The organism is Pseudomonas gessardii (assembly GCF_001983165.1).
Lineage (GTDB): Bacteria > Pseudomonadota > Gammaproteobacteria > Pseudomonadales > Pseudomonadaceae > Aquipseudomonas > Aquipseudomonas gessardii.
Genome location: NZ_MNPU01000008.1, coordinates 38106 through 63606, shown reverse-complemented (window position 1 = coordinate 63606; position 25501 = coordinate 38106). Strand labels below are relative to the sequence as shown.

General features: G+C 61.8%; 25 protein-coding genes. 8 read left to right on the top strand and 17 right to left on the bottom strand.

The window, feature by feature from the left end:
• The first annotated feature begins 4 nt into the window (after window positions 1-4).
• Complete coding sequence (locus tag BLL38_RS08275; protein WP_236309057.1) at window positions 5-901, top strand: TIGR02285 family protein; 897 nt, start codon at window positions 5-7, stop codon at window positions 899-901.
• A gap of 170 nt (window positions 902-1071) precedes the next feature.
• On the opposite strand, the gene BLL38_RS08270 is transcribed toward BLL38_RS08275, so the two are convergent.
• Entirely contained in the window at window positions 1072-1356 is a 285-nt protein-coding gene (locus BLL38_RS08270; protein ID WP_090412780.1) for a DUF3509 domain-containing protein, read from the bottom strand.
• Window positions 1357-1526: 170 nt separating this feature from the next.
• Here BLL38_RS08270 and BLL38_RS08265 point away from each other — a divergent pair, with 170 nt between their 5' ends.
• A complete protein-coding gene (locus BLL38_RS08265) occupies window positions 1527-2189 on the top strand; it encodes a response regulator (protein WP_076962116.1) in 663 nt (220 codons plus the stop codon).
• A gap of 6 nt (window positions 2190-2195) precedes the next feature.
• Here BLL38_RS08265 and BLL38_RS08260 read toward each other — a convergent pair whose 3' ends face one another.
• The 11 genes from BLL38_RS08260 to ffh all read right to left on the bottom strand — a co-directional run bounded on the left by BLL38_RS08260 (window position 2196) and on the right by ffh (window position 15764).
• Window positions 2196-3425: an EAL domain-containing response regulator gene (locus BLL38_RS08260; protein WP_076962197.1), complete on the bottom strand. Its 1230-nt coding sequence runs from the start codon at window positions 3423-3425 to the stop codon at window positions 2196-2198.
• A gap of 72 nt (window positions 3426-3497) precedes the next feature.
• Window positions 3498-7079: a transporter substrate-binding domain-containing protein gene (locus tag BLL38_RS08255; protein ID WP_076962115.1), complete on the bottom strand. Its 3582-nt coding sequence runs from the start codon at window positions 7077-7079 to the stop codon at window positions 3498-3500.
• A gap of 253 nt (window positions 7080-7332) precedes the next feature.
• Complete coding sequence (thrC, locus tag BLL38_RS08250) at window positions 7333-8742, bottom strand: threonine synthase (protein WP_076962114.1); 1410 nt, start codon at window positions 8740-8742, stop codon at window positions 7333-7335.
• Between the two features lie 66 nt (window positions 8743-8808).
• Window positions 8809-10113 carry a homoserine dehydrogenase gene (locus BLL38_RS08245; RefSeq protein WP_076962113.1) on the bottom strand — a complete coding sequence of 435 codons (1305 nt, stop codon included), beginning with the start codon at window positions 10111-10113 and terminating at the stop codon, window positions 8809-8811.
• Window positions 10114-10240: 127 nt separating this feature from the next.
• Window positions 10241-10972, bottom strand: a complete 732-nt coding sequence (dsbC, locus tag BLL38_RS08240; protein WP_076962112.1) for a bifunctional protein-disulfide isomerase/oxidoreductase DsbC — start codon at window positions 10970-10972, stop codon at window positions 10241-10243.
• Window positions 10973-11113: 141 nt separating this feature from the next.
• On the bottom strand, window positions 11114-12010 hold the full coding sequence (xerD, locus tag BLL38_RS08235; protein WP_076962111.1) for a site-specific tyrosine recombinase XerD: 897 nt from the start codon (window positions 12008-12010) through the stop codon (window positions 11114-11116).
• 182 nt (window positions 12011-12192) lie between these two features.
• Window positions 12193-12543 (bottom strand): 50S ribosomal protein L19, encoded by a 351-nt coding sequence (gene rplS / locus BLL38_RS08230; protein ID WP_003175895.1) that lies wholly within the window; start codon window positions 12541-12543, stop codon window positions 12193-12195.
• Between the two features lie 45 nt (window positions 12544-12588).
• Window positions 12589-13362: a tRNA (guanosine(37)-N1)-methyltransferase TrmD gene (gene trmD / locus BLL38_RS08225; RefSeq protein ID WP_154220461.1), complete on the bottom strand. Its 774-nt coding sequence runs from the start codon at window positions 13360-13362 to the stop codon at window positions 12589-12591.
• Complete coding sequence (gene rimM, locus BLL38_RS08220) at window positions 13344-13880, bottom strand: ribosome maturation factor RimM (protein ID WP_010565276.1); 537 nt, start codon at window positions 13878-13880, stop codon at window positions 13344-13346. The genes trmD and rimM overlap by 19 nt, the downstream gene beginning before the upstream one ends.
• A gap of 5 nt (window positions 13881-13885) precedes the next feature.
• Window positions 13886-14137, bottom strand: coding sequence for a 30S ribosomal protein S16 (gene rpsP / locus BLL38_RS08215; RefSeq protein ID WP_003175899.1), 252 nt, complete (start codon window positions 14135-14137; stop codon window positions 13886-13888).
• Window positions 14138-14387: 250 nt separating this feature from the next.
• Window positions 14388-15764, bottom strand: coding sequence for a signal recognition particle protein (ffh, locus tag BLL38_RS08210; protein ID WP_076962110.1), 1377 nt, complete (start codon window positions 15762-15764; stop codon window positions 14388-14390).
• 234 nt (window positions 15765-15998) lie between these two features.
• Between ffh and BLL38_RS08205 the strand changes: the two genes are divergently transcribed.
• From BLL38_RS08205 to BLL38_RS08195, 3 genes are all read left to right on the top strand, one after another.
• Entirely contained in the window at window positions 15999-16811 is an 813-nt protein-coding gene (locus BLL38_RS08205; RefSeq protein WP_076962109.1) for a cytochrome C assembly family protein, read from the top strand.
• A gap of 12 nt (window positions 16812-16823) precedes the next feature.
• Window positions 16824-18062, top strand: a complete 1239-nt coding sequence (locus tag BLL38_RS08200; RefSeq protein ID WP_076962108.1) for a transporter associated domain-containing protein — start codon at window positions 16824-16826, stop codon at window positions 18060-18062.
• 526 nt (window positions 18063-18588) lie between these two features.
• Complete coding sequence (locus BLL38_RS08195) at window positions 18589-19899, top strand: MFS transporter (RefSeq protein WP_065943327.1); 1311 nt, start codon at window positions 18589-18591, stop codon at window positions 19897-19899.
• A gap of 118 nt (window positions 19900-20017) precedes the next feature.
• Here the strand turns inward: BLL38_RS08195 and purT are convergent, their stop codons facing one another.
• The 5 genes from purT to BLL38_RS08170 all read right to left on the bottom strand — a co-directional run bounded on the left by purT (window position 20018) and on the right by BLL38_RS08170 (window position 23256).
• Window positions 20018-21199, bottom strand: a complete 1182-nt coding sequence (gene purT / locus BLL38_RS08190) for a formate-dependent phosphoribosylglycinamide formyltransferase (RefSeq protein WP_076962107.1) — start codon at window positions 21197-21199, stop codon at window positions 20018-20020.
• A 69-nt stretch (window positions 21200-21268) separates the two neighbouring features.
• Complete coding sequence (locus BLL38_RS08185; protein ID WP_076962106.1) at window positions 21269-21736, bottom strand: VUT family protein; 468 nt, start codon at window positions 21734-21736, stop codon at window positions 21269-21271.
• 144 nt (window positions 21737-21880) lie between these two features.
• Window positions 21881-22096, bottom strand: a complete 216-nt coding sequence (locus BLL38_RS08180) for a DUF1289 domain-containing protein (protein WP_076962105.1) — start codon at window positions 22094-22096, stop codon at window positions 21881-21883.
• Window positions 22093-22617 carry a gamma carbonic anhydrase family protein gene (locus tag BLL38_RS08175; protein WP_076962104.1) on the bottom strand — a complete coding sequence of 175 codons (525 nt, stop codon included), beginning with the start codon at window positions 22615-22617 and terminating at the stop codon, window positions 22093-22095. The genes BLL38_RS08180 and BLL38_RS08175 overlap by 4 nt, the downstream gene beginning before the upstream one ends.
• 36 nt (window positions 22618-22653) lie before the next feature.
• A complete protein-coding gene (locus tag BLL38_RS08170) occupies window positions 22654-23256 on the bottom strand; it encodes a CoA pyrophosphatase (protein WP_029296164.1) in 603 nt (200 codons plus the stop codon).
• A 146-nt stretch (window positions 23257-23402) separates the two neighbouring features.
• On the opposite strand from BLL38_RS08170, the gene BLL38_RS08165 reads away from it, so the two are divergent.
• The 3 genes from BLL38_RS08165 (at window position 23403) to BLL38_RS08155 (ending at window position 25498) form a co-directional block, all read left to right on the top strand.
• Window positions 23403-23951 carry an NUDIX hydrolase gene (locus BLL38_RS08165; RefSeq protein ID WP_076962103.1) on the top strand — a complete coding sequence of 183 codons (549 nt, stop codon included), beginning with the start codon at window positions 23403-23405 and terminating at the stop codon, window positions 23949-23951.
• A gap of 23 nt (window positions 23952-23974) precedes the next feature.
• Window positions 23975-24478 (top strand): L,D-transpeptidase family protein, encoded by a 504-nt coding sequence (locus BLL38_RS08160; protein WP_076962102.1) that lies wholly within the window; start codon window positions 23975-23977, stop codon window positions 24476-24478.
• Between the two features lie 261 nt (window positions 24479-24739).
• Complete coding sequence (locus BLL38_RS08155; protein WP_076962101.1) at window positions 24740-25498, top strand: GntR family transcriptional regulator; 759 nt, start codon at window positions 24740-24742, stop codon at window positions 25496-25498.
• Window positions 25499-25501: the final 3 nt, after the last annotated feature.

The following is a 25501-nucleotide window of genomic DNA, read 5'->3' as shown; positions in this document are numbered from 1 at the left end:
GAGCATGCTCAAGATAATGGCCGGCCGTTGCATCAGGGCGCTGCGGCGCTTATGGCTTATTACCCCGCTGCTTGGGGCGCTGCCGCTATCGACCCAGGCGCAAGAGACCTTGACCTGGCTGGTGCGCGACCTGCCGCCGATGACTATTTTGGAGGGGCCGCAAAAGGGCCAGGGCAGTGTGGATAAGCTGCTGCCGTTGTTGATTGAGCACCTGCCGCAGTACCGCCATCAGATCCTGCATGTCAACCGCGCCCGCGGCATGCAAATGCTGCTGGCGCCCTCCTTCACCTGCGACCCGTCGTTGGTGTGGACGCCGGCACGGGCAAAAACCATCGTCTTTTCAGGGCCGGCGTTTGCGATGTTAAGCAATGGCATTGCGATCCGCCGCAATCAGCAGGACGCCCTGGCGCCCTATGTGGCCGATGGCACGTTCGATCTGGCGAAGTTGCTCCAGGCGCAGCAGTTGCGTCTTGGGGTCGTTGCCGAACGCAGCTACGGCCCCGGTGTAGATGAACAGTTGAGCCACGCCGACCCGCGCTGGCTGGCGCCGCATTACGGCAACGATGCCCTGGGCAGCCTGTTGCAGATGCAGCGCCTGGGAAGGTTGGAGGCGGTGCTGGGGTACTGGACGGAAATCCGCTACCAGGCCGCGCAACAAGGCATGGATCCCCAGGACCTGCTGTTCTATCCGATCAAGGGCATGCCGCGCTATCAGCGCATCCATATCGGTTGCTCGAACACCGCGCTGGGGCGCCAGGCCATCAGCTATATCAACCGCGAGTTGCAGAATATTCCACAGGAGGCGCTGCTTGAGTCCTACGCCAACGGGCTGGACCCGCTCAAGCGCGCGCAATACCTCAAGGACAACCCGAGTTTTTTCAGCGAAACACCGCTGCCGTGATAAATCCCAGGCAAAAAGAAACCCCGAGCAGTGGGGAGACAACTCGGGGTTAAACGTGGCCTACAAAGACCAGTACAACAAGCTACAAGCACCGGAGCACAATGCTTGATCTTGCTGTTACAGGGTCTGACTCACCCTCCTGTAGGAAGGTTCCAAAGATAAAAACTTCTTCATGCCTGGGCGGTGGCGCGCGTCTGGGCCGCGTTGCGCAAGGCCGCGATCACCGAGGGTTCCAGGCGCCCTTCGGCGATTTTCAGGTCGCGGTGCAGGCAGTCCACCACGTCCACCAGGGCGCGCTTGTCGCTCAACTGTGCACGATCCACTTCGCGTTCGACCACGATAGCGCCCGTCGGGCTCTTTACCGTCACCAGGCACTCGCCGTGTACACCCGAGGCAGTCAGCGTGACCTGATAAGGGCTCAGCGCTTCGCCGAGCAATAGGCTGATACTTTCCATCTCGATCACCACTCAATATGGGAAAACAAAAAACCCGCCATCTGTAGGAGCATCGCGCAAAGCACAAAGTTCGCCTTTGTGCCGAACCTATCGAGCATGCATGGCAAAGATGACAGAGAGAAAACAGCCGCCAACAGGCTAGAATCTCCTGATTATTGCCGGAGTCCACCGTGAGAGACGCGTCTGAACAGCCCTTACGCATTGTCATTGCCGACGATCATCCGATTTTCCTTATCGGTCTGCGGGCAGTGCTGGAGCGCGACGAGCAGGTGCGCATCGTCGGCGAGGCCAGCTCGCCCCAGGCCCTGGCCGCCCTGCTGCAACACTGCCCCTGCGATGTGCTGGTCACCGATTTCATGATGCCTGCCGAACCCCAGGCCGACGGCCTGCGCCTGATCGAACACCTGCGCCGACATTACCCGGACCTGCCCATCGTGGTGGTGACCATGCTCAATAACGCCGGCCTGTTTCACTCGATCCTGGAACTGGGGGTCATGGGCCTGTTGAGCAAGGCCAGCCTGGCCGACGAATTGCCCGAGGCCATCGACCAGGTGCGCCAGCAGCGGCCCTATGTCGCCCGGACCATTCAACAGGCGCTGGCCCTGGCCGGCGCAGTGGGGGCTGACCGCCTGCACTCGCAGCACCAGTTGTCACCCCGGGAACTGGAAGTGATCCGCCTGCTGGCGGGTGGCAAGACGGTGGGCGAGATTGCCACGCACCTCAACCGCAGCAAGCAGACCGTCAGCGCGCAGAAAGTCAGTGCCATGCGCAAGCTGGGGCTGATCAGCGATGCCGCGTTGTTCATCTATGTGCAGGAACACGGGCTGGCCTAGGTTTGCCTACAAGGCAATTGCGGCAGATTGCGCCAGCCAGTGTTGCAGCACCTGGGCACTCATCGGGTGGGCGATCAGGCAACCCTGCAGCCACGCCGGCCCCAGGGCGCGCACCGCGTCACGGTCGGCGGGGGTTTCAATCCCGGTCACCACCACGCTGACGCCCAGGTGCCCGGCCATGCTCATGGCCCCGGCGACCACCGCACACTTGCGCTCGTCCCCCGCCATCCCGCTGGCAAACGCCGGGGGAATCTTCAATTCGGTGAACGGCAACTCCAACAAGCGTTGCAGGCTGGTCCCGCCGATGCCGAAATCGCCAATGGACAGCTTGCAACCGATCATCCGCAGGCGCAGCAAACCGGTGACATGGGCGCTGTCGGTCTTCAGGCGCGAAGTTTCCACCAGTTCCAGGGTCAGGTTGCGGGCGGGCACGGCGAAGCGCTGCAACAGCCCTTGCAGGGTGAGCGCAAAGTGCTCCTGCTCCAACAGCCGCCCGGGAATATTGACCGACACCGGCAGTTCCCGGCCCGTGTCCCGGGCCACCTGGGCGCAAAGGCGCAACACCTGTTGCAGCACGAACCAGGTAAAGGCCGGCTCCAGCCCCGCCAGTTCCAGCAGCGGCAGAAACTCGCTGGGCATCAACTGGCCATGATTCGGGTCTTGCCAGCGCGCCAGCGCCTCCACGCCTTGCAGATCACCGTCCTGATTGACGATGGGCTGGTAGCAGAGGCTGGCGTAACGCTCGATGGCGGCTTCGCCAACCTCGGTGCACAGTGGCTGCGTCGCCAATTCGCTCACCCCCAGCATCTGGCACGCGCGCTCCCAGGACAAGGCCTGCGGGGTTGGCCGCAAGCGTTGTTGGCACGCATCGAGCATTTGCCCGATGGCGGTGGCGGAAGCCGGCTTGGGCATGCACCCCAGCACATTGAGCCCCGCCTGGCGCGCCATGCTTGCCACGCCGTCCAGTACATCGCGATCGGCATCGCTCAACAGCACCAGGACCTGGGCCAGGCCCTGCTCGGCCATTTCGCGGATCAGCCCCAGTGAGTCGCCGTGCTCCAGGTACAGATCGCAGATGGCGATATCCACCGGGCCCTTGCTCGCCAGCGACTGGCGGGCGACCTCGACGCTTTCGGCCGTGAGTACGTTGAACACGCCGTTGGCATTGAGCATCTGGTGCAGGGCCATCAGTTGGAACGGGTGGTCTTCGAGAATCAGGACTTTGAGTGAGCGCATGGAAAACTCTGGGGCTACGTGCAAGATCGCCCACATTAGCCAAAACCTGGGCAAGCCCCCATAGGACGAGTCCTATTCTTGCTTCAGATACGGCTCGATTTCCTGTCGCAGCGTCAGCAAGGTCGCAGACAAGATTGGCCAATGCTGCGCCAGTTCATCGGCACGGTGCTCCCGCGCACAGGTGTCCAGGGCAACGCAGGCCTTGGCCAATGGCAGCGCATCCACCAGGCAACAAATACCCTTGAGGCGATGCAGGCTGGCCCGCAACTGCGCCAGGTCGTGCTCGGCCATGGCGTTGCCCAGCAGGCGGTGCTCGTGCTCAAGGTTGTTCGCCAGTTCCTGCAGCATGCTTTGCAGGATCGGCCCGTCGGCCTGGGTCATCTTGCGCAGGGCCTGCAGGTCGAAGGCCGGCACGGCCGTGACCCGGGCCAGCACCTGGCGCCACTGTTCCAGGGTCACCGGCTTGACCAGCAGCGCATCCATCCCCGCCCGCTGGCCACGCGGGTCTTCGTCGTCCTGGGCATCAGCGGTGCAGCCAAGCAACGCGCAGCGCGGGCGCTGTTCCTGGGCCTCTATCTGGCGAATGGCCTCGGCCAGGGCATAACCGGACATGCCCGGCATATGACAATCGGTCACCAGCACGTCGAACGTCTCGCTACGCCAGCGCTGCAACGCGGCCTCGGCGCTATCGAGGCCCACCACCTGATGGCCGAGGAATTGCAACTGCTGAGCCAGCACCAGGCGGTTGGCCGGCAGGTCGTCGACAATCAGCACCGACAAGGCCCGGCCTGCTGGCAGCAAAGGCACGGTGGCCGCCGGCGCGGGCAGATCGTCACTGCCGACCCGGTCCAGGCGCAGGTCGATGCACACCGTGGTGCCTTCGCCCAAGGCACTGTGCAGGGTGATTTGCCCGCCCATCAAGTCCACCAGTTGCTGGCAGATGCTCAAGCCCAACCCGGTGCCGCCATGTTCGGCGGCCGTCAGCGGACTGCCCTGGATAAACGGCCGGAACACCCGCGCCTGCTGTTCGGAGCTGATACCGGGGCCGGTGTCTTCGACGCACAGGTGCAGGTATTCGTGCCCCTCCCCATCCACCTGGCACGCTACCCGCACGCGCACTTCGCCCTGCTGCGTGAACTTGAGCGCATTGCCCAGCAGGTTGTGCATGACCTGGCGCAGGCGCAGTGGGTCGAACCAGTAAAAGCCTTGCGCCTGGGGGGCGAAGGCCAGGGTCAGGTGCAAACCCTTTTTCTGCGCGGTGGCTTCAAACAGCCGCTGGATCCCCTCGAAGAAGCCTTTCAGGTCAGTGGTCTGGGGCGCCAGTTGCAGATGGCCGGCTTCGATCTTTGCCAGGTCCAGGCTATCGCCCATCAAGTCGATCAGCTCGCGGGCCGAACGATGGGCCACCCGCAGCCCCTCGGAGACCGGCATGCCTGCGGCCAGGGCGCGTTCTTGCTCCAGTTCCAGCAGGCCGATAATCGCCGTCATCGGTGTGCGGATTTCATGGCTGAGGTTCGACACAAAGGCGCTCTTGGCATAGTTCGCCTCATCGGCGGCGCAACGTGCATCCATCAGCTGGGTTTCCAAAACCTTGCGCTCGTTGATATCGACCCAACCGCCCAGCAGCCCCTGCAACTGGCCCCCGGCATCGTAAAACGGCACAGTCCATTGGTAGACATGGGCGATGCCGCCGTTGAACTCCAATTGCCGGTCGATAAACAGCGACTGCTGCGTGGCCAGTTGCTCCATATGCCCCCTGTGCAGGCGCCAGGCGGTAGCGCCAGGCAATATTCCACTTTCTGGCAGGGTCAGGCCCTGGATCTGCTCAAGCCGGGTGGCCAACTGTTGCTCATAGCTTTTGTTGCAGGTGAGCAGGCGGCCTTCGAGGTCGCGCGCAAACACCGGGTTGGGCATGCCGTCGAACAGGGCGCGCTTGAAGGCCAACTGGTCATTGAGCCGCCGCTGCGCCTCGACGCGCTGGCGGATCTGGCGCTTGAGCCGGCTGTTCCACAGCAGTGACACCAGCACAAACAGCAGGGCCGTGGCGACTGTCCAATAGGCCCACGGCGGCACGCGCTGCCAGGCGGGCACCGGCACCGCCACCGTCCCCATCCAGCGCAGGCGCAGGGCGCTCAACTCGGCCACCGGCAACGCTTCCAGGGCCTTGTTCAAAATACTCAGCAACTCGGGATGATCCTTGCGCACCGCCAGGCTGTCACTGGACCACTTGCCATCGACGCTGCGACCGGCCCGCAACTCATCGGCCGGGTAACTCTGCACCTCCACTTCACTCTGGATGGTCGCGGCCGCGTCCCCCCGGGCCACCAGGGCGCGGGCCTCGCTGTAGTTGGCGACCGAGCGCAGGCGGATCGCCGGGTATTCGCGACGGATGTAACCTTCCAGCACATGCCGCGCCGGCAGCGCCAACACCTCGCCCGAGAGCTGGCCGAGACGGGTCAGCGGCGGGCGATCAAGACGTTCGACAAATACCCAGCCGGCGCCACCAAAGCCGTGACTGAAGTCCAGGAACCGCCGGCGCTCGGTATTTTCCACCAGGGTGCTGCTCATATCCGCGCTGCCCTTTTCCAGGGCGGCCAGGGTCTGGGCGGTAGAAAACACTTCCTCCATGACGAACTGCAAACCGGTCATGCGCGAGAGGCGGTTGAGCAGGTCCACATTCAACCCGACCCAGCGCCCATCCTTGTCCTTGAACACATAAGGCGAGTACTGCTGGGCCACCACCACCACATGGGGATGTTGCAGTACCCAGGCCTGCTCGGCGGCCGACAACGGGATACGTTCACCGACCACGTCCACCCCCAGGCCCGTGGTCCAGCGGGCCAGGATCTCCCGGCGCACCGAGTCCTCGATGCTCAGCAGCGCGCGGTCCAGCATCTTGCCCAGCAAGGGGTCGGCCTGACGTGTGGCAAAGGCAAAACCAATCGGCGCCAGGCGGCTTTGCTCCTTGATCTGCATATTCAGATAAGGGCGCAGGGACTGGTAGGCGCGCACGATCACTTCATTGCCGATAAAGGCATCCACATCGCCATGCTCCAGGGCTTCCAGGCCGCTGTAGAGGTTGGGGGCCAACATGATGTGGCTGTGCGGGTAGGCCGCATGCACGTTCTTGACGTTGGCATAACCATCGAGCAACACCAGCTTCTTGTCCGCGAGCGCGTCGTTTTGCGTGGCGTCGTCACCGCGCACCACCACGACCGAACGGTCGGGCATATAGTCGGCGGTAAAGGCCAGGCCGGGCACGTCACGTTCATAGCCATTGGCGCTGGTGAGGATATCGATGCTGCCGGCGCGCAACGCTTCCACGGCCTGGGCCCGCTCGGCGAAGCCCATCACTTGCATCGGCACGCCGAGCCGCGCGCCCACCAGGCTCAGGTAGTCGGCGCTGATGCCCTGGTAGCGATTGCGGTCGCGGGTGATGTCGATGGGTTGGTAATCATCGATGGAGATCCCCACTTTCAAGGTGCGGTGCTGCCCCAGCCATTGCTGCTCGGCGGGTGCCAGGGGCATGGGCGCCAGGCTGATAAACGCCGGCACCAGATTGAACGGCAGGCTGACAGCGGCCAGGCTTGCAGGCAGGTGGCCGAGCAGTAGCAGGCTCAGTAGGCACTGGAGCCATCGAATCGTGAACCGCACCGTGTGGGTTTCCTTGTTGGTTATTGCGCACACAGCATAGCCTTACGCCAAGCGACACCCCCCTGTGGGAGCGGGCTTGCTCGCGATTGCGGTGGGTCAGCCAGCACATACTGCGCCTGGCACACGGCTATCGCGAGCAAGCCCGCTCCCACATTGGTGATGCGGTGAGCGCTGTACCCCAAATAAAAACGACGTTTCCCATTCCTGGGTAAACGCCGTTTTTTCAAGCGAACAGCCTTGAGTCAGCCAAGACTCAGAGCGGTTTCCCACGATTGCCATGCTGGCTGACAAACGCCTGGATAGCCTTCAGGTCATTAGGCAGCACCGTGCAACGCTCTTCCCGCTCGAACAGGTCAGCCAGGTGCGGCGGCAACGCCAGGGCCTCGCCGACACCGGCCTTCTGCACCGCTTCGGGGAATTTCACCGGGTGCGCCGTGCCGAGGATGACCATCGGGATATCCAGGCTGCGGCGGCATTCGCGCGCGGCCTTGACGCCAATGGCGGTGTGCGGGTCCAGCAGTTCGCCGGTCTGGGCATAGACTTCGGCGATGGTCTCGCACGTCTGGGCATCGTCCACGGCCAGGGAGTCGAACAGCTTGCGGGTCTCGGTCCAGCGCTCCTGATCGACGCTGAAACCACCACCCTGCTTGAAGCTGTCCATCAGGCCGGCCAGGGCTGCACCGTTGCGACCGTGCATATCGAACAGCAAACGCTCGAAGTTCGACGACACCATGATGTCCATCGACGGCGACAGAGTGGCGTGCAGGGTTTCCTTGACGTACTGGTTGCCGCTCATAAAGCGGTGCAGGATGTCGTTGCGGTTGGTGGCGACGATCAACTGGTTGATCGGCAGCCCCATGTTGCGGGCCAGGTAGCCGGCGAAGATATCGCCGAAGTTGCCGGTCGGCACCGAGAACGACACCGAACGCGCCGGCCCGCCCAACTGCAGCGAAGCGTGGAAGTAGTAGACGATCTGGGCCATGATCCGCGCCCAGTTGATCGAGTTCACCGCGACCAGGCGCGTGCCCTTGAGGAAACTCTGGTCGGCAAAGCTGGCCTTGACCATCTCCTGGCAGTCATCGAAGTTGCCTTCGACGGCGATGTTGTGGATGTTCTCGCCAAAGAGGGTGGTCATCTGCCGGCGCTGCACGTCCGATACACGGTTGTGCGGGTGCAGGATGAAGATGTCGACGTTTTCGCAGTGCTTGCAGCCTTCGATGGCCGCCGAGCCGGTATCACCGGAGGTGGCGCCGATGATCACCACGCGCTCGCCACGCTTGGCCAACACGTAGTCCAACAGGCGGCCGAGCAGTTGCAGGGCGAAATCCTTGAATGCCAGGGTCGGGCCGTGGAACAGCTCCAACACCCATTCATTGCCATTGAGCTGACGCAGCGGGGCAATGGCGTTGTGGGAAAACACGCCGTAGGTTTCTTCGAGGATCTTCTTGAAATCGGCATCGGGGATGCTGCCGGTGACGAACGGGCGCATGACCCGGAACGCCAGCTCGTGGTACGGCAGGCCGGCCCACGAGGCGATTTCTTCCTGGGTAAAGCGTGGCAGGTTTTCCGGCACGTACAGGCCGCCGTCAGTGGCGAGGCCTGCCAGCAGGACGTCTTCAAAATTCAGGGCCGGTGCCTGGCCGCGGGTGCTGATGTAGCGCATGACTGGCTCCTCTACAACATTCTTGAACAGCGGCCGCCGAACCTCGGCGGCCTCTGCAACCTATCGTTAGTTCAGGTGTTCGACGCGAATCCGCACCACCGGCCCAACCACGCCCTGCAAGGCTTCCAGCGCGGCAATGGCATCGTTCATATGCTGTTCCAGCACACGGTGGGTCAGCAGGATCATGGGCACCAGGCCGTCGTGTTCTTCGACTTCCTTCTGCATGATCGACTCAATATTGATACCGCGCTCCGACAGGATGCTGGCCACCTGGGCCAACACGCCCGGGTGATCCTTGGCCTGGATCCGCAGGTAATAGGAGCTTTCGCAGGCTTCGATCGGCAGGATCGGGTGCGCCGACAGCGAATCCGGCTGGAAGGCCAGGTGCGGCACGCGGTTTTCCGGGTCGCTGGTCATGGCGCGGACCACGTCCACCAGATCGGCGATCACCGACGAAGCGGTTGGCTCCATGCCGGCGCCGGCGCCGTAGAACAGGGTCGAGCCCGCCGCATCGCCATTGACCATCACCGCGTTCATCACGCCATTGACGTTGGCGATCAGGCGGTCGGCCGGGATCAGGGTCGGGTGCACGCGCAATTCGATACCGGCCGCGGTGCTGCGCGCCACGCCCAGGTGCTTGATGCGGTAGCCCAGGGCTTCGGCGTAGTTCACGTCGGCGGTGGTCAGCTGGGTGATGCCTTCGGTGTAGGCCTTGTCGAACTGCAGCGGGATCCCAAAGGCGATGGAGGCCAGGATGGTCAGCTTGTGCGCCGCGTCGATGCCTTCCACGTCAAAGGTCGGGTCGGCTTCGGCGTAACCCAGGGCCTGGGCTTCGGCCAGCACGTCTTCAAAGGTACGGCCCTTCTCGCGCATTTCGGTGAGGATGAAGTTACCGGTGCCGTTGATGATGCCCGCGACCCAATTGATGCGGTTGGCCGACAGGCCTTCGCGGATCGCCTTGATCACCGGGATACCGCCGGCCACCGCCGCCTCGAACGCCACGATCACGCCCTTCTCGCGGGCCTTGGCGAAGATCTCGTTGCCGTGCACGGCAATCAGCGCCTTGTTGGCGGTGACCACGTGCTTGCCGTTTTCGATGGCCTTCAGCACCAATTCACGGGCGACGGTGTAGCCGCCGACCAGTTCGATGACGATATCGATTTCAGGGTTGGTGGCCACATCGAAGACATCGTTGGTCATCGCAATACCGGTCGTTTGGTACTGAGGCTTTGGCGTACGCATGGCAATTTGTGCCACTTCAATCCCACGCCCTGCACGGCGGGAAATTTCCTCAGCGTTACGCTGAAGTACGTTCAAGGTGCCGCCACCGACGGTCCCTAACCCACAGATGCCTACTTTGACCGGTTTCACTGAAGAACTCCCCATGAAACGGCCGACTCAAGGTCGGCCGTGAAAAACAGCCGCACAACTGCGGCTCGCGATGAATGACCCGCCAACGGGTCGGCGGGTCTGACCGTCAAAGGCTCGACGGTACTGTTTATTTGGCACCCAGCGCCAGTTTGGCGATTTGTGGAGCCGGCTGGTAGCCCGGAATGACCTGGCCGTCAGCCAAAACGATGGCCGGCGTACCGTTCACGCCAATCGACTGGCCCAGGGCGAACTGCTTGGACACCGGGTTGGCACAGGCCGCAGCCTTGATGTCCTTGCCGTCGACCATCTTGTCCATGGCGCCCTTTTTGTCAGCCGAGCACCACACCGCTTGCAACTGCTTGTCGCCCGCCGAACCCAGGCCCTGGCGCGGGAACGCAACGTAGCGCACTTCGACGCCCATCTTGTTCAGCTCGGGCACTTCGGCGTGCAGCTTGTGGCAGTACGGGCAGGTGGTGTCGGTGAACACGGTGATGTGGGTCTTGGTCTCGCCAATGGCCGGGTACACCACGGTTTCGGCAACCGGAATGGCATTGATCAGCTTGGACACGCCCAGGCGTTCGGCCTTCTCGGTGAGGTTGACCGGCTTGCCGTCTTTCAATTGGAACAGGTAGCCCTGGACGATGTACTGGCCATCGGCGCTGGCGTACAGCACGCGGCTGCCCTTGAGCTTGACTTCATACAGGCCGGCCATGGGGCTGGCGCTGATGCTTTCGACCGGGGTTTCGAGCTGGAGGCTTTCCAGGCTCTTACGGATTGTCTTCTCGGCGGCGTCATCGGCGACGGCAAAGGTTGAGACCAACGCAATGGCTGCGGCGGCAAAAATCTGGGTCAAGCGCATGGGAACTCCTGAAGGCAGATGCAGGGACGAAGGCCAGGGCGCCGGTCTGGAAACACGGCGTGGGACCGTCCCCTTTGCAAACCGGCAAAGCCTACCACAATTGGGCGCCAGGGCAGACGCTGGCAGCCAAATTGGGGCCTGTCAGCCCCTTGGGTGATGTTTGGCATGCAGGTCCTGCAACCTGGCGCGCGCCACATGGGTATAAATCTGCGTGGTGGACAGGTCGCTGTGGCCCAGCAACATCTGCACCACGCGTAAATCCGCACCATGGTTGAGCAAGTGGGTGGCAAATGCATGGCGCAAGGTGTGGGGGGACAGCGACTTGCCGATCCCGGCCACCCTGGCGTGGTGCTTGATGCGATGCCAGAAAGTCTGGCGGGTCATCTGCTCGCCGCGCAGGCTGGGGAACAGCACGTCACTGGGACGCCCGCCGAGCAGCTCGCCGCGGGCATCGCGCATATAGCGCTCGACCCACACAATCGCCTCTTCGCCCATGGGCACCAGGCGCTCCTTGCTGCCCTTGCCCATCACCCGCAACACGCCCTGGCGCAGGTTGACCTGTTCCAGGGTCAGGCTGATCAGCTCGGTCACGCGCAGGCCGCAGGCATACAACACCTCCAGCATGGCCCGGTCGCGCTGGCCGATGGCTTCGCTCAGGTCGGGCGCGGCCAGCAGGGCTTCGACGTCGGCTTCTGACAGGGATTTGGGCAAGGGCCTGCCGAGTTGCGGCATATCGACTTGCAGGGTCGGATCGACAGCAATCAGCTTTTCCCGCAACAAATAACGATAAAACCCACGCACTCCCGAGAGGAACCGCGCAGTGGAGCGCGGCTTGTAATTCTGCTCAAGGCGCCAGGCCAGGTGATCGAGGATCAACTCGCGCCCGGCGTGGCTCAGTTCGAGGTTTTTCTCCAGCAGCCAGCCATTGAACAAGGCCAGGTCGCTGCGGTAGGACTGGCGAGTGTTGTCCGACAGGCCCTTTTCCAGCCAGAGTGCGTCGAGGAAGCGGTCGATCAGGGGGTGGTCAATGGCGGGCATGGGGGCTCAGGCTGATGGCTGTAGTATCGGGTAGATCCTATCGCAGGCAAGTCGGCTGCCACAGGGAAATGCGTGCCTACTGTGGGAGGCGGGTGGTTATGAACAGGTTCCGGGCAAGGGGCAAATTTCAGGCACAAAAAAGCAGCCCGTAGGCTGCTTTTTTCTGCATCGGGAAGCTGGACTTAAGCCAGTTTTTCCTTGATGCGAGCTGCTTTACCGGACAGGTCACGCAGGTAGTACAGCTTGGCTTTACGTACGTCACCGCGACGCTTAACGGCCATGCTGTCGATTTGCGGGCTGTAGGTCTGGAAAGTACGCTCTACGCCAACACCGTTGGAGATTTTACGAACAGTGAAAGCACTGTTCACACCACGGTTACGCTTGGCGATTACGACGCCCTCGAACGCTTGCAGACGCGAACGGTCGCCTTCCTTCACTTTCACCTGAACGACAATGGTGTCGCCCGGGGCAAAGGTAGGGATCTCTTTGGTCATCTGCTCTGCTTCGAGTGCAAGGATGATTTTGTTAGTCATGCTGTGCTCCTAAGGTAAATCGTCGGATCTACCATCGATACGTTGTTAACTATCGTCCCGCGCGAGGATGTATTCCTCGAGCAGCTTCTTCTCTTCTCCAGAAAGCGAGCGGCTTTCCAGAAGATCGGCGCGTCGTTCATAGGTCCGACCAAGGGACTGCTGTAAACGCCAACGCCGGATGTGTGCGTGATTGCCACTTAGCAATACGTCGGGAACACGCTGATCCGCATACACCTCCGGTCGGGTGTAGTGCGGGCAATCCAGCAAACCATCCGTGAAGGAATCTTCCTCCGCGGAGTCCGCATGCCCTAAAGCTCCAGGCAGCAGTCGTGTAACCGCATCTATCAGGACCATCGCCGGCAGCTCACCGCCAGACAGGACATAGTCCCCAATCGACCACTCTTCATCGACATGAGCTTCAATAAAACGCTCGTCAATGCCTTCATAGCGACCGGCAATCAGGATTAATGCTTCCTGACTCGCCAACCCGCGTACCGCCGACTGATTAAGCTGGCGGCCTTGAGGGGACAGGTAAATGACCTTCGCCTTCTCCCCGGCTGCTGCCTTGGCCTGAACCAGGGCGTCTTCCAGGGGCTTGATCTTCATCACCATGCCCGGGCCACCGCCAAATGGGCGATCGTCCACAGTGTGATGTCGATCCGTCGTGTAGTCTCGCGGGTTCCAACAAGTAAGCTGCAAGAGCCCTTGTTTCACCGCCCGACTGGTGATGCCGTACTCGCTGATGGCGGAAAACATCTCGGGAAACAAACTGATCACTTCAACGCGCAAATTAGCCACGCTTAGAAGTCCGCATCCCATTCCACCTTCATCTCGCCCGCGGCCAGGTCGACGGCCAACACACATTGCTCGGTATAGGGCAACAGGCGTTCGCGATCATCCAGGCTGCCAGCGCAAGGCTTGACCACCATTACATCATTGGCGCCGGTTTCCAGAAGATGATCGATTTTCCCGAGCAATTGCCCGAGTTGATCAATGACCTTCAAACCTTCCAGCTGGTACCAGTAGTACTCGCCGTCGGTCAATTCAGGGAACAGGTTGCGCGGCACGCAGATCTCATAACCGGCCAGAAGACGCGCTTCTTCACGATCATCGAGACCCTTGAGCTTTGCGACCAGGAACTTGTCGTTCCCGCGTCCACTGACCAGCTCGACCTGTTTCACACTCCCTTCGCGCTTGAGCGTCCAGGTCTTGTACTGCAACAGGTTTTCAGTCGGATCAGTAAAGGAATACACCTTCACTTCGCCGCGAACGCCATGAACAGAGTAAATCTTGCCGATAACGATCAAATCATCAGCAACAGCTGGCGTCGCGTTCATATTGCTCAGGCTGCGGCCTTAGCCGAGTCCTTCAACAACTTGGCAACACGCTCGGATGGCTGTGCACCAACGCTCAGCCAGTAGGCTACGCGCTCTTGGTTCACGGACAGACGAACTTCTTGACCACGAGCAACAGGGTTGAAGAAACCAACCTGTTCCTTGTGCGAACCGTCACGCGGGTTGCGGCTGTCGGTTACGGTCAAGTGGTAAAACGGGCGCTTTTTGGAGCCGCCAAGGGCAAGACGGATTGTTAGCATGTGAACATCGTTCCTGTAGTCGGTGCTGCAAATCTAAATGCACAGCGGGCATGGGTGCCCGAAAGGCCGCATATTCTAAGGAATATCCCGACTTTTGCAAATGTCTTTTTCCGGCGCCTGACCGCGTGCCATTCAGATCTGCTAGAGAGCCGTCGGTTAAAACGGCGAGTCAGCTCCCGCCAACGGCGGGTTTGCTGGAGATCCCACATCCCTGTGGGTCTGCGCAAGAGCAAGCCCCTGCGCGAATTCTTTACATCTTCGGCATGCCACGACCGGGCATCATGCCACCCATGCCGCGCATCATTTTGGCCATGCCGCCTTTGGCCGAGAATTTCTTCATCATCTTTTGCATTTGCTTGTGCTGCTTGATCAAGCGCCCGATGTCCTGCACCTGGGTGCCGGAACCCATGGCGATCCGACGTTTGCGCGAACCGCTGATCAGCTCAGGGTCGCGGCGCTCGGCCGGGGTCATGGAGTTGATGATGGCTTCCATCTGCTTGAACTGCTTCTCTGCCGCGCCCTGGGCATTACCCATTTGCGCCAGGTTCACACCGCCGATGTTCGGCAGCTTGTCCATCAGGCCGCCGAGGCCGCCCATGTTCTTCATCTGTTGCAACTGATCGCGGAAGTCTTCGAGGTCGAAGCCCTTGCCCTTCTTCAGCTTCTTGGCCAGTTTGTCGGCCTTGTCCTTGTCGAGGGTCTGCTCGGCCTGCTCGATCAGGCTGAGCACGTCGCCCATGCCGAGGATCCGCGAGGCGATCCGCTCAGGGTGGAACGGTTCGAGCGCTTCGGTCTTCTCGCCCATGCCGATGAACTTGATCGGCTTGCCGGTAATGGCACGCACCGACAACGCGGCACCGCCACGGGCATCGCCGTCGACCTTGGTCAGGATCACGCCGGTCAACGGCAGCGCATCACCAAAGGCCTTGGCGGTGTTGGCCGCATCCTGGCCGGTCATGGCGTCGACCACGAACAGGGTCTCTACCGGGTTGATCGCGGCATGCAGTGCCTTGATCTCGCCCATCATCTCTTCATCGATGTGCAGGCGACCGGCGGTATCGACGATCACCACGTCGATAAACTTGAGCTTGGCTTCTTTAATGGCTGCGTTGGCGATGTCGACCGGCTTCTGGCTCAGGTCGGACGGAAAGAAGGTCACCCCCACTTCACCGGCGAGCATTTCCAGCTGCTTGATCGCGGCCGGACGGTAGACGTCGGCCGACACCACCATCACGGACTTTTTCTTGCGCTCTTTAAGGAAGCGCGCCAGCTTGGCAGCGGTGGTGGTCTTGCCCGCACCCTGCAAACCGGCCATCAGCACCACGGCCGGCGGCACGGCGCTGAGGTTCAGGTCTTCGTTGGCCGCGCCCATCAGGCTTTCGAGCTCGGCCTGCACGACCTTCACAAAGGCCTGGCCCGGCGTCAGGCTGCGGGACACTTCAGTGCCAACCGCACGCTCCTTGACCGAGTTGACGAAATCCTTGACCACAGGCAAGGCAACGTCGGCTTCGAGCAACGCCATGCGCACTTCGCGCAGGGTGTCTTTAATATTGTCCTCGGTCAGCTTGGCCTTGCCGGTGACATGGCGCAGCGTCTGCGAGAGACGGTCAGTCAAGTTTTCAAACATGCGCGATCCTTTCAGGCCCTATTCATCGAAGTGCATCGGTAGACCGAGGTAATGGCGGCCCAGGCTGTGATAAATCGCTATTAAAAACAGCGCTCGGCGAGCCTGCGGCGTGGGCAGGTCGCGGATTATAGCGAAGACTGCCGCCGTGCACACCCGCTGTCTGGCCCGGTGGTCTTTCGTGGAACGCAGGTGTGTGCCAAACTCATCGGCTTTCGGGCTTGCCTAACAGGATTTATGCTCCCTTTGTCACCCAGTTTGCTACCCAGTCTCGCCGCCGCACTCTTGTATGCCGCTGCGACCCTCTATCAGGGCACCCGCCTGGCCCAGCGCACCAGGGCGGACAAACGCCTGCTGGCCGGCCTCGGCGTGCTCGCCCTGGTGGCCCACGCTGCCAGCCTGTTCACCCACCTGATGACCCCGGTGGGCCTGGGCCTGGACTTTTTCAGCGCCGCCAGCCTGATTGCCGCCGCAGTCATTGCCTTGACGCTGCTGGCCTGCGCACGGATCCCGGTGGAGAACCTGCTGTTGCTGCTCTTCCCCCTGGGGATGCTGACAGTCCTGCTGGCGCAATTCGCCCCCACCGGCACGGTGCAGGTGATCGACGAGGAGCCGGGCATCCTCGCCCATATCCTGTTGTCGATCCTGGCCTACGGCATGTTTACCATCGCCGTGTTCCAGGCGTTGCTGCTGCTGTTGCAGGACCACCAGCTCAAGCACAAGCACCCTTCCGGGCTGATCAAGAACTTCCCGCCGTTGCAGACCATGGAAAGCCTGCTGTTCGGCTTTCTCTGGGCCGGCTGGACGCTGCTGTCGCTGTCGCTGATTTCCGGCTGGCTGTTTGTCGAGAACCTGTTCGCCCAGCACCTGGTACACAAGACCCTGCTGGCCTGCCTGGCCTGGGTGGTGTTCAGCGTACTGCTGTGGGGCCGCAATCGCCTGGGCTGGCGTGGGCACAAGGCAATCCGCTGGACCCTGGCCGGTTTCTGCCTGCTGATGCTGGCGTATTTCGGCAGCAAGCTGGTTCGCGAATTCATCCTGCATATCTGACGGGCAGCCATTATGGACAATTTGCCCCTGGAGCCGATGCTCGCGGTCGTCGCGCTGCTAGTGTTGTGGTCGGCGCTGTTTACCGCCATCGAAGCGGCCCAGCACCATTTGCTGGCCCTGCGCCCCGGTACACGCCAGGGCGACAAGGCCGCCGCCCGCCTCAACTTCCCGCGCAACAGCCTGATCCTGTGCAACACCCTGTGCCGCGCGGTGGTAGTGATTCTGTGCACTCTGCTGGCCATCTATGCCTGGGCCGAAAACGGTCCCTGGCTAGGCTGGCTGGTCTCCAGCGGGCTGTTGCTGGTGCTGGCCGACTACCTGCCGCGCACCCTCGCCACCCGCTATCCGCAAGCGGTGCTGGGGTTTGGCAATACGCTGCTGGGAGTGCCGCTGAAGATCCTCTATCCCCTGGCCTGGTTGCTCAATGGCCTCAGCCTGCTGTTGCTGCGCCCGTTCGCGCGCAAGTCCGGGGTCGTGAAGAAAAGCGACGAGCCACAGCCCGACCACCCCGACCAGCAGGCAACGGACGAGCGTGACGACCTTATGCCGGGCATGCCGGGCATCCACGCCCTGGACAACATCACCGTCAATGACATCTTGGTGCCGCGCAGCGAAGTCGATGGCATCAACCTCGACGACCCTATCGAGGAGATCATCGAACACCTGCGCAGCTCCCAGCGCACGCGGCTGCCGGTATTCCACAGCGATATCAACCAGGTCGAGGCGGTGCTCAACACTCGGCAGATCCAGCACCTGCTGCCCGACGCCAGCCTGACCAAGGACGCCCTGCTCGCGGCCTGCCACGAGCCGTACTTCGTCCCCGAAAGCACGCCGCTGCAACTGCAATTGCTGAACTTCCACAAGCAGCAGCGCCGCCTGGGCATGGTGGTGGACGAATACGGCGAAGTGCTGGGTATCGTCACCCTGGAAGATATCCTGGAAGAGATCGTCGGCGAATTCGAGAGCGAACAGAGCCTGGACAACCCGCTGATCCAGCCCCAGCCAGAGGGGCGCTATGTGATTGACGGCGCCGTGTCGATCCGCGAACTGAACAAGTGCCTGGGCTGGCACCTGCCCAGCGACGGCCCCAAGACCCTCAACGGCCTGGTGACCGAAGCCCTGGAGAGCATTCCCGATTGTGCGGTGTGCCTGAAGATCGGCCGTTATCGCCTGGAAATCCTCGAGACCGAGGACAACCGGGTAAGCAAGGTGTTGATCTGGCATGTCGGCTCGGCACCGATTGCTACCTAAATGTAAGAGCAGGCTTGTGTGGGAGCGGGCTTGCTCGCGATAGCGGCGGGTCAGTTAATGCAACTCTGACTGACACACCGTCATCGCGGGCAAGCCCTAATGCCAGTCAGTTAAGCGGATTCTGCTTTCTGTAGGAGCGAGCTTGCTCGCGAAGGACGTCAACGATAACGCGTGTTTGCTAGGTAAACGCGGCGCTCTCAAGTTCTTCGCGAGCAAGCTCGCTCCTACAAAAAGGCTTAACTGACTGGCATTAGGGCAAGCCCGCTCCCACATTTGATCTTTGCAGCCCTAAAGACCGCGCTTCAGCCCTTGTTTGCAGCGCGTGCGCCTTCCTATAATCGATCAAGCTTACCCAAGCCCCCCGCCCGACCGCGTGCTATCCGCACTGAGCGTGTCCAGGCACTGCAACACCGTGTCTGACCGGTACGCTCCCATCCCGAGCCGACGCCGCGCACTGCCCTGATCCATGGGTGCAAGACCAATAATAATCCGCGCCAAAGGCGCAATGACCATCAGGGATACCTCAATGAGCACCACCTATGACGAGGCCGCTCCCGCCGCCCCGACCAACTCGACCAGCCGCGTCGCGACCGCGAGCATCATCGGCACCGCCATCGAGTTCTACGACTTCTATATCTACGCCACGGCCGCCGCGCTGGTGATCGGCCCGGTGTTCTTCCCGCAGAGCTCCGGCACCGCGCAGATGCTGGCGGCGTTCCTGACCTTCGGTATCGCGTTCATCGCCCGCCCCCTGGGCTCGGCGCTGTTCGGCCATTTCGGTGACCGGATCGGGCGCAAGTCGACGCTGGTCGCCTCATTGCTGCTGATGGGCGTGTGTACCACCCTGATCGGCCTGTTGCCGGGTTACGACAGCATCGGCGCCTGGGCACCGATCCTGCTGTGCGTGCTGCGTTTCGGCCAGGGCCTTGGCCTGGGTGGGGAATGGGGCGGTGCCGCACTGCTGGCCACCGAGAACGCGCCCAAGGGCAAGCGCGCCTGGTTCGGCATGTTCCCGCAACTGGGGCCTTCCATTGGCTTTTTGGCGGCCAACGGGCTGTTCCTGATCCTGGCGATGAACCTGGACGATGAGCAATTTCGCAGCTGGGGCTGGCGCATTCCGTTCCTGCTCAGCGCCGCGTTGGTGATGGTGGGCCTGTATGCACGCCTCAAACTGCACGAAACCCCAGTGTTCGCCAACGCCGTGGCCAAGGAAAAACCGGTGAAAGTGCCGCTGGTGGAGCTGTTCAGCCAGCATTGGTTGCAGGTACTGCTCGGCGCGGCAGCGATGGTGGTGTGTTATGCGCTGTTCTATATCACCACGGCGTTTTCCCTGAGTTACGGCGTGAGCACCCTGGGCTACAGCCGCGAAACCTTCCTCGCCCTGCTGTGCTTTGCCGTGCTGTTCATGGGCGCGGCCACCCCGCTGGCAGCCCTGGCCAGCGACCGTTATGGGCGCAAACCGGTGCTGATCGTCGGTGCGGTGCTGGCGATTCTTTCAGGGTTCACCATGGAACCGTTGCTGACCCATGGCTCGACCTGGGCGGTGGCGCTGTTCCTGTGCCTGGAACTGTTCCTGATGGGCGTGACCTTTGCGCCGATGGGGGCGCTGTTGCCGGAACTGTTTCCGACACGCGTGCGTTATACCGGGGCGTCGGCGGCGTATAACCTGGGCGGGATCGTTGGCGCTTCGGCCGCACCGTTTTTCGCGACCAAACTGGTGGCGATGGGTGGGCTCAGTTATGTCGGCGGGTATGTGTCGGCGGCAGCGTTGCTCAGCTTGATTGCGGTGCTGTGCCTGAAAGAGACGCGGGATAACGATTTGAACAAAGTCGCCTGACCACACTCGTTCCCACGCTCCGCGTGGGAATGCAGCCCAGGACGCTTTGCGTCCGAAGCATGACGCAGAGCGTCACAAGAGGCGTTCCCACGCAGAGCGTGGGAACGATCAACTCGGTTTAGAGCTCTACAACCACCGCCTGGGAAGCACGGGTCGCCTTGGCCCGGGCAGCCTCGATCGACTCATCCCGCGCCAGCGCCACGCCCATGCGGCGCTGGCCATTCACTTCTGGCTTGCCGAACAGACGCAATGCCGTGTCCGGCTCGCTCAGGGCCGCGCCGAGGTTGGCGAACGCTGTCTGGGTCGACTGCCCTTCCACCAGGATCACCGCCGAAGCCGAAGGCCCGAACTGGCGGATCAACGGAATCGGCAAGCCCAGGATCGCCCGCGCATGCAGGGCAAACTGCGACAAGTCCTGGGAAATCAAGGTCACCAGCCCGGTGTCGTGGGGGCGCGGCGAGACTTCGCTGAACCACACCTGGTCGCCCTTGATAAACAGCTCGACCCCAAACAGGCCACGGCCACCCAGGGCCTCGGTCACGGCTTTGGCGACGCGCTCGGATTCAGCCAGGGCCGCCGGGCTCATGGCCTGGGGCTGCCAGGATTCCTGGTAGTCACCCTTCTCCTGACGATGGCCCACAGGCGCGCAGAAGGTGGTGCCACCCACGTGACGCACGGTCAGCAGGGTGATTTCGTAATCAAAGTCGATAAACCCTTCGATGATCACCCGGCCCTTGCCGGCGCGGCCGCCTTCCTGGGCGTAGTCCCAGGCTTTCTGCACGTCATCGACGCTGCGCAATAGGCTCTGGCCCTTGCCCGACGAACTCATCACCGGCTTGACCACGCAGGGGAAGCCCAGGTCTTCGACGGCCTTGCGGTAGTCTTCCACGGTGTCGGCAAAGTGGTACGGCGAGGTCGGCAGGTCCAGCTCTTCCGCGGCCAGGCGGCGGATGCCTTCACGGTTCATGGTCAACAGCGCCGCACGGGCGGTGGGGATCACGGTAAAGCCTTCGGCCTCCAGCTCCACCAGGGTGCCGGTGGCGATGGCTTCGATTTCCGGGACGATAAAGTGCGGTTTTTCCGCCTCGATCACCGCACGCAGGGCCGCGCCGTCGAGCATGTTGATCACGTGGCTGCGATGCGCCACCTGCATGGCCGGCGCGTTGGCGTAGCGATCCACGGCAATCACTTCAACGCCCAGGCGTTGCAGTTCGATTACCACTTCCTTGCCCAGCTCACCGCAGCCACACATCAATACGCGGGTCGCGGTTGGCGACAATGGAGTTCCGATTCGGGTCATCTCAGGTCCTCAGGGGAGCGGATCAGGGGGAGAAAGGCCGGCATTTTACATGAACGGCACGCATTGGCCTCAGTTGGCGACACGCTGGTGCCGCAAACGCCAGGCCATGGCCAGCCACACCACGGTGACCCCGGCAAATTTCGAGGCCAGGGCGGTGCCGACCACGGCCGGCGTCAACGCGCCGATCAGGCCAAAAAAGATAAAGGTATCCAGGGGAATGCTCAGTGCCGAGCTGATCCACAGTCGGTCGTGCAATGGGCGCTTGGTGATGCTGAAGACCAGCCAGTCGATGCACTCGGAGACCGCGAACGCCGTGGCGCTGGCCAGGGCGATGGACGGGTCGGAGGTGATATAGGACAGCACCAGCGCCGCGAGCATGGCGATAATCGCCCCGTGGCCGAAGCGCGTTTGCACCATGTCCCGCAGGATAAACACCAGGCCACCCCAGGCGGACCAGATGACATCCAGGTGCGGGGCGGTGGAAAAGGCGAAGTTGATCAGCACGACGCTGCTGATATAGGCAATCAGGAAGAGCATGGGGCGAGGGACCTGTGGGTAATGCGCACAGGGTACACAATTAAAGGGATGTCGTCTGGAGGGGCCTCATCGCAGGCAAGCCAGCTCCCACCTGTTGAAATGCACTTCAAAGGTGGGAGCTGGCTTGCCTGCGATAGCGCCCTTTCAGGCGCCGGATTTTCCAGGAATCATCCACAACACCCCACTGGCCTTCGCCCGCTCATGACACAACCCCAGCACCACCCGGCGCTCGGCATTGTCCATGCGGCTCCAACGGGTGATTTCATCGACAGTGCGCTGGCAACCGGTGCAGATATCGTCGTCGTCCAGCGCACAAATGCTCACACAGGGCGAGGCAACGGGACGTTCAACCGGGTTCATTCCGACTGCTCGGCCAGGTCACGGGCATAACGCTGCGAGTTATGCACATAGTGCGCAGCACTGGCCTCCAGCATTCTTTTCTGTTGCTCGGTCAATTCCCGCACCACCTTGCCCGGCGAGCCCATCACCAGCGAGCCATCGGGGATTTCCTTGCCCTCGCCGATCAACGAGTTGGCGCCAATGATGCAGTGCCGGCCGATTTTGGCGCCGTTGAGAATCACCGCATTGATGCCAACCAGGCTGTAGTCGCCGACAGTACAGCCATGCAGCATGGCGTTATGCCCCACCGTCACCCCCGTGCCCAGGGTCAGCGGGTAGCCCATGTCGGTGTGCATCACGCTACCGTCCTGCACGTTGCTGTTCTTGCCGATCAGGATCAGTTCGTTGTCGCCACGCAACACCGCGTTGAACCAGACGTTGGCGCCCTCCTCCAGCTTGACCTTGCCCACCAGCGTGGCATTGGGGGCCACCCAGCTGTGGGGATGGGTCTCGACGCGGGCATCGCCCAGGCGGTATTTCATGGTCTTCCCTCACGGCTTGCCATTTAAACGATGGCTTTAAGTATTGATAAAGCTTTTCGGCGGACGGTGCAGGCTGATGTCGGCATCGTCATAGAGCAGGTTGATCAACTCGACGATCATGATTGCCGTCAGACCCCATATCTTGTATTCACCAAAGCGATAGCTGGGCACATACCAACTGCGGCCCTGGTAATCGATACGGTGGGTATGCTCGCGCGGGTCCTGGCGGAAAAACTCCAGGGGCACGCTGAATACGGCGGCAATCTCGGCATCGTTGGCCAGGTACTCGACGTAATCGGGGATCACCCCCACATACGGGGTCACGCGGATGCCGTGCAGGGAAATCAGGGGGCTCAAAGGCCCGATCACCTCCACCAGGCCCGGTGGCAGGCCGATTTCTTCTTCGGCCTCGCGCAGCGCGGTGAACACCAGGTCCGGGTCTTCGGGGTCGCGGCGCCCCCCCGGGAACGCCACTTCGCCGCCATGGGTCGACAGGCCGCTGGCACGCAGGGTCAGGATCAGCTCGGGTTCGTCACTACGGGTAATCGGCACCAGCACGGCGGCCTCGGGGAAACGGCCGTCAGTTTCCAGCGTGCGTGGCGTGTGATTGCTTACCCGGCGAAGTAGCTCGTCCAGCATGAGTCATCTCGATCTGTTGGCTACCTTGCATCATGCACCAAAGCGTACGGGTGCCCAACCCCAAAACCCCGGCGGTGTCGCTAAACGACAACTTGCAGGCCACTGCCCTGCACGCCAAGATAGGCGCAGTCCCCAGGAACCCAAGCATGAATTTCTGCAGCCAGTGCGGTAAACCGGTCACCCAGCGCATTCCCGAAGGCGACGCGCGCCTGCGTTATGTGTGTGACCACTGTCAGACCATTCACTACCAGAATCCCAATATCGTTGCTGGCACCCTGCCCGTCTGGGGCAACCAGGTGCTGCTGTGCCGGCGTGCCATCGAGCCGCGCCTGGGCTACTGGACCCTGCCGGCGGGCTTTATGGAGAACGGCGAGACCGTGGAACAGGGCGCCCTGCGCGAAACCCTGGAAGAAGCCTGCGCCAGGGTGCGCAACCTGACGATCTACACGCTGATCGACGTCCCGCACATCAGCCAGGTGCATATCTTCTACCGCGCCGAACTGATCGACCTGGACTTTGCCGCCGGCCCCGAGAGCCTGGAAGTCAGACTATTCGATGAAGCGGACATCCCTTGGTCCGAGCTGGCTTTCCGCACGGTCAGGCGTACCTTAGAATGCTTTTTCGCCGACCGTCGGCAACAGGTGTTTCCCGTGCGCAGCGAATCGGTGCCACCCTTGACTCACCCGGCACAATAACAATCGAAAGGGATATCGCTGCAATGCGTTGGTTGCTTGCTCTGCTCTGCCTGTCGTTCGCCACGCTGTCGTGCGCTACCTCCCTGCAAACCCTGGGCGGTAAAACCGTCGAGAAGATCCTGGTGCTCAAGTCCGCCCATCAGTTGCAACTGATCAACGATGGCAAACCGCTGAAGACCTACCGCATCTCCCTGGGCAAGAACCCCAAGGGCCACAAACTGATCGAAGGCGACCGCCGCACCCCGGAAGGCTTCTACTGGATCGACTGGCGCAAGACCAGCGATCGCTTCAACCTGTCCATGCATATCTCCTACCCCAATATCAGCGATGCTGCCCGCGCCCGTCGCGAAGGGGTCAAGCCCGGCAGCATGATCATGATCCACGGCACGCCAGACAGTGAGGAATACCCGGAACAGTGGCTCCATACCCTGGACTGGACCGACGGCTGCATCGGCATGCGCAATGTCGACATGCGTGAAGTGTGGAACCTGGTCAAGGACGGCACGATGATCGAGATCCGCCCGTAACCGCGACCGTTCGTAAAATAATTCAAAAAAAACCTATCCCCCCTCCAGCCCCTGCCGGTGAATACCATTTCATCGGCAGGGGCTGTGCATTTCTGCGCTCGACCAAGACCTCTCTAATACCACTTGATACCACCCCCTGAAAAAGCCCCTTAAAACCCGGCTCTGCACGCTTTTGGCGGCATTGACATGGTATTTAAGTGGTATTAATTTCCGGCCATTACCGGGCGACAACACTCCAATAACCGCATCGGAAACCCACAGATGAATCCTATCCAGGCCCTGCGCCCCGACGACAAGCAATCCACCCCGCTGTACCTGCAATTGGCCCGCAGCCTGGAAGCGGCGATCCATGCCGGCCAGTGGAAATCCGAGCAGGCCCTGCCCTCCGAACGCGCGCTCAGCGAGCAGTTGAGCATTTCCCGGGTGACGGCCCGTAAAGCGCTGGAAGTGTTGTTCGCCCAAGGCCTGATTCGTCGCAACCAGGGCTCCGGCACCTTTATCACGCCGCGCCTGGAGCAGCCGTTGTCGCGCCTTTCGGGGTTCAGCGAGATGCTGCGGCTCAAAGGCTTTGTGCCCAGCTCCCAATGGCTGGAGCGGGAAATCACCCCGCCGACCCATGAGGAGCTGATCCGCCTGTGCCTGTCGCCCACCGCCAAAGTGGCGCGGCTCAAGCGTCTGCGCAAGGCAGATGACACCGTGATGGCCATTGAAATGAGCACCCTGCCCGCCTCGATCATTCCCAACCCCCAGGCCATCGGCAGCTCGCTCTACGAATACCTCGAAGGCATCGGCAAACCGGTGGTGCGGGCCCTGCAACACATCCAGGCCATCAACGCCTCGGACGAATTCGCCGCCCTGGTGGGTATCGCCCCTGGCACCGCCATGCTGCTGATGACCCGGGTCGGCTACACCGCCGACAACACGCCGATCGAGATCACCGACACCTACTGCCGCAACGACTACTACGACTTTGTCGCAGAGCTGCGTCGCTATGACTTTGCCGCCGAACTGCGGCCTTAGAGA

Excerpts from the sequence above, each read along its gene's own strand:
- BLL38_RS08275 (WP_236309057.1), top strand. The coding sequence starts at position 5 with ATGCTCAAGATAATGGCCGGCCGTTGCATCAGGGCGCTGCGGCGCTTA.
- BLL38_RS08270 (WP_090412780.1), bottom strand. The coding sequence starts at position 1,356 with ATGGAAAGTATCAGCCTATTGCTCGGCGAAGCGCTGAGCCCTTATCAG.
- BLL38_RS08260 (WP_076962197.1), bottom strand. The coding sequence starts at position 3,425 with ATGCGCTCACTCAAAGTCCTGATTCTCGAAGACCACCCGTTCCAACTG.
- thrC (WP_076962114.1), bottom strand. The coding sequence starts at position 8,742 with ATGCGCTACATCAGCACCCGCGGCCAGGCACCGGCCCTGAATTTTGAA.
- dsbC (WP_076962112.1), bottom strand. The coding sequence starts at position 10,972 with ATGCGCTTGACCCAGATTTTTGCCGCCGCAGCCATTGCGTTGGTCTCA.
- xerD (WP_076962111.1), bottom strand. The coding sequence starts at position 12,010 with ATGCCCGCCATTGACCACCCCCTGATCGACCGCTTCCTCGACGCACTC.
- rplS (WP_003175895.1), bottom strand. The coding sequence starts at position 12,543 with ATGACTAACAAAATCATCCTTGCACTCGAAGCAGAGCAGATGACCAAA.
- trmD (WP_154220461.1), bottom strand. The coding sequence starts at position 13,362 with ATGGGATGCGGACTTCTAAGCGTGGCTAATTTGCGCGTTGAAGTGATC.
- rimM (WP_010565276.1), bottom strand. The coding sequence starts at position 13,880 with ATGAACGCGACGCCAGCTGTTGCTGATGATTTGATCGTTATCGGCAAG.
- rpsP (WP_003175899.1), bottom strand. The coding sequence starts at position 14,137 with ATGCTAACAATCCGTCTTGCCCTTGGCGGCTCCAAAAAGCGCCCGTTT.
- ffh (WP_076962110.1), bottom strand. The coding sequence starts at position 15,764 with ATGTTTGAAAACTTGACTGACCGTCTCTCGCAGACGCTGCGCCATGTC.
- BLL38_RS08205 (WP_076962109.1), top strand. The coding sequence starts at position 15,999 with ATGCTCCCTTTGTCACCCAGTTTGCTACCCAGTCTCGCCGCCGCACTC.
- BLL38_RS08200 (WP_076962108.1), top strand. The coding sequence starts at position 16,824 with ATGGACAATTTGCCCCTGGAGCCGATGCTCGCGGTCGTCGCGCTGCTA.
- BLL38_RS08195 (WP_065943327.1), top strand. The coding sequence starts at position 18,589 with ATGAGCACCACCTATGACGAGGCCGCTCCCGCCGCCCCGACCAACTCG.
- purT (WP_076962107.1), bottom strand. The coding sequence starts at position 21,199 with ATGACCCGAATCGGAACTCCATTGTCGCCAACCGCGACCCGCGTATTG.
- BLL38_RS08185 (WP_076962106.1), bottom strand. The coding sequence starts at position 21,736 with ATGCTCTTCCTGATTGCCTATATCAGCAGCGTCGTGCTGATCAACTTC.
- BLL38_RS08180 (WP_076962105.1), bottom strand. The coding sequence starts at position 22,096 with ATGAACCCGGTTGAACGTCCCGTTGCCTCGCCCTGTGTGAGCATTTGT.
- BLL38_RS08175 (WP_076962104.1), bottom strand. The coding sequence starts at position 22,617 with ATGAAATACCGCCTGGGCGATGCCCGCGTCGAGACCCATCCCCACAGC.
- BLL38_RS08170 (WP_029296164.1), bottom strand. The coding sequence starts at position 23,256 with ATGCTGGACGAGCTACTTCGCCGGGTAAGCAATCACACGCCACGCACG.
- BLL38_RS08165 (WP_076962103.1), top strand. The coding sequence starts at position 23,403 with ATGAATTTCTGCAGCCAGTGCGGTAAACCGGTCACCCAGCGCATTCCC.
- BLL38_RS08160 (WP_076962102.1), top strand. The coding sequence starts at position 23,975 with ATGCGTTGGTTGCTTGCTCTGCTCTGCCTGTCGTTCGCCACGCTGTCG.
- BLL38_RS08155 (WP_076962101.1), top strand. The coding sequence starts at position 24,740 with ATGAATCCTATCCAGGCCCTGCGCCCCGACGACAAGCAATCCACCCCG.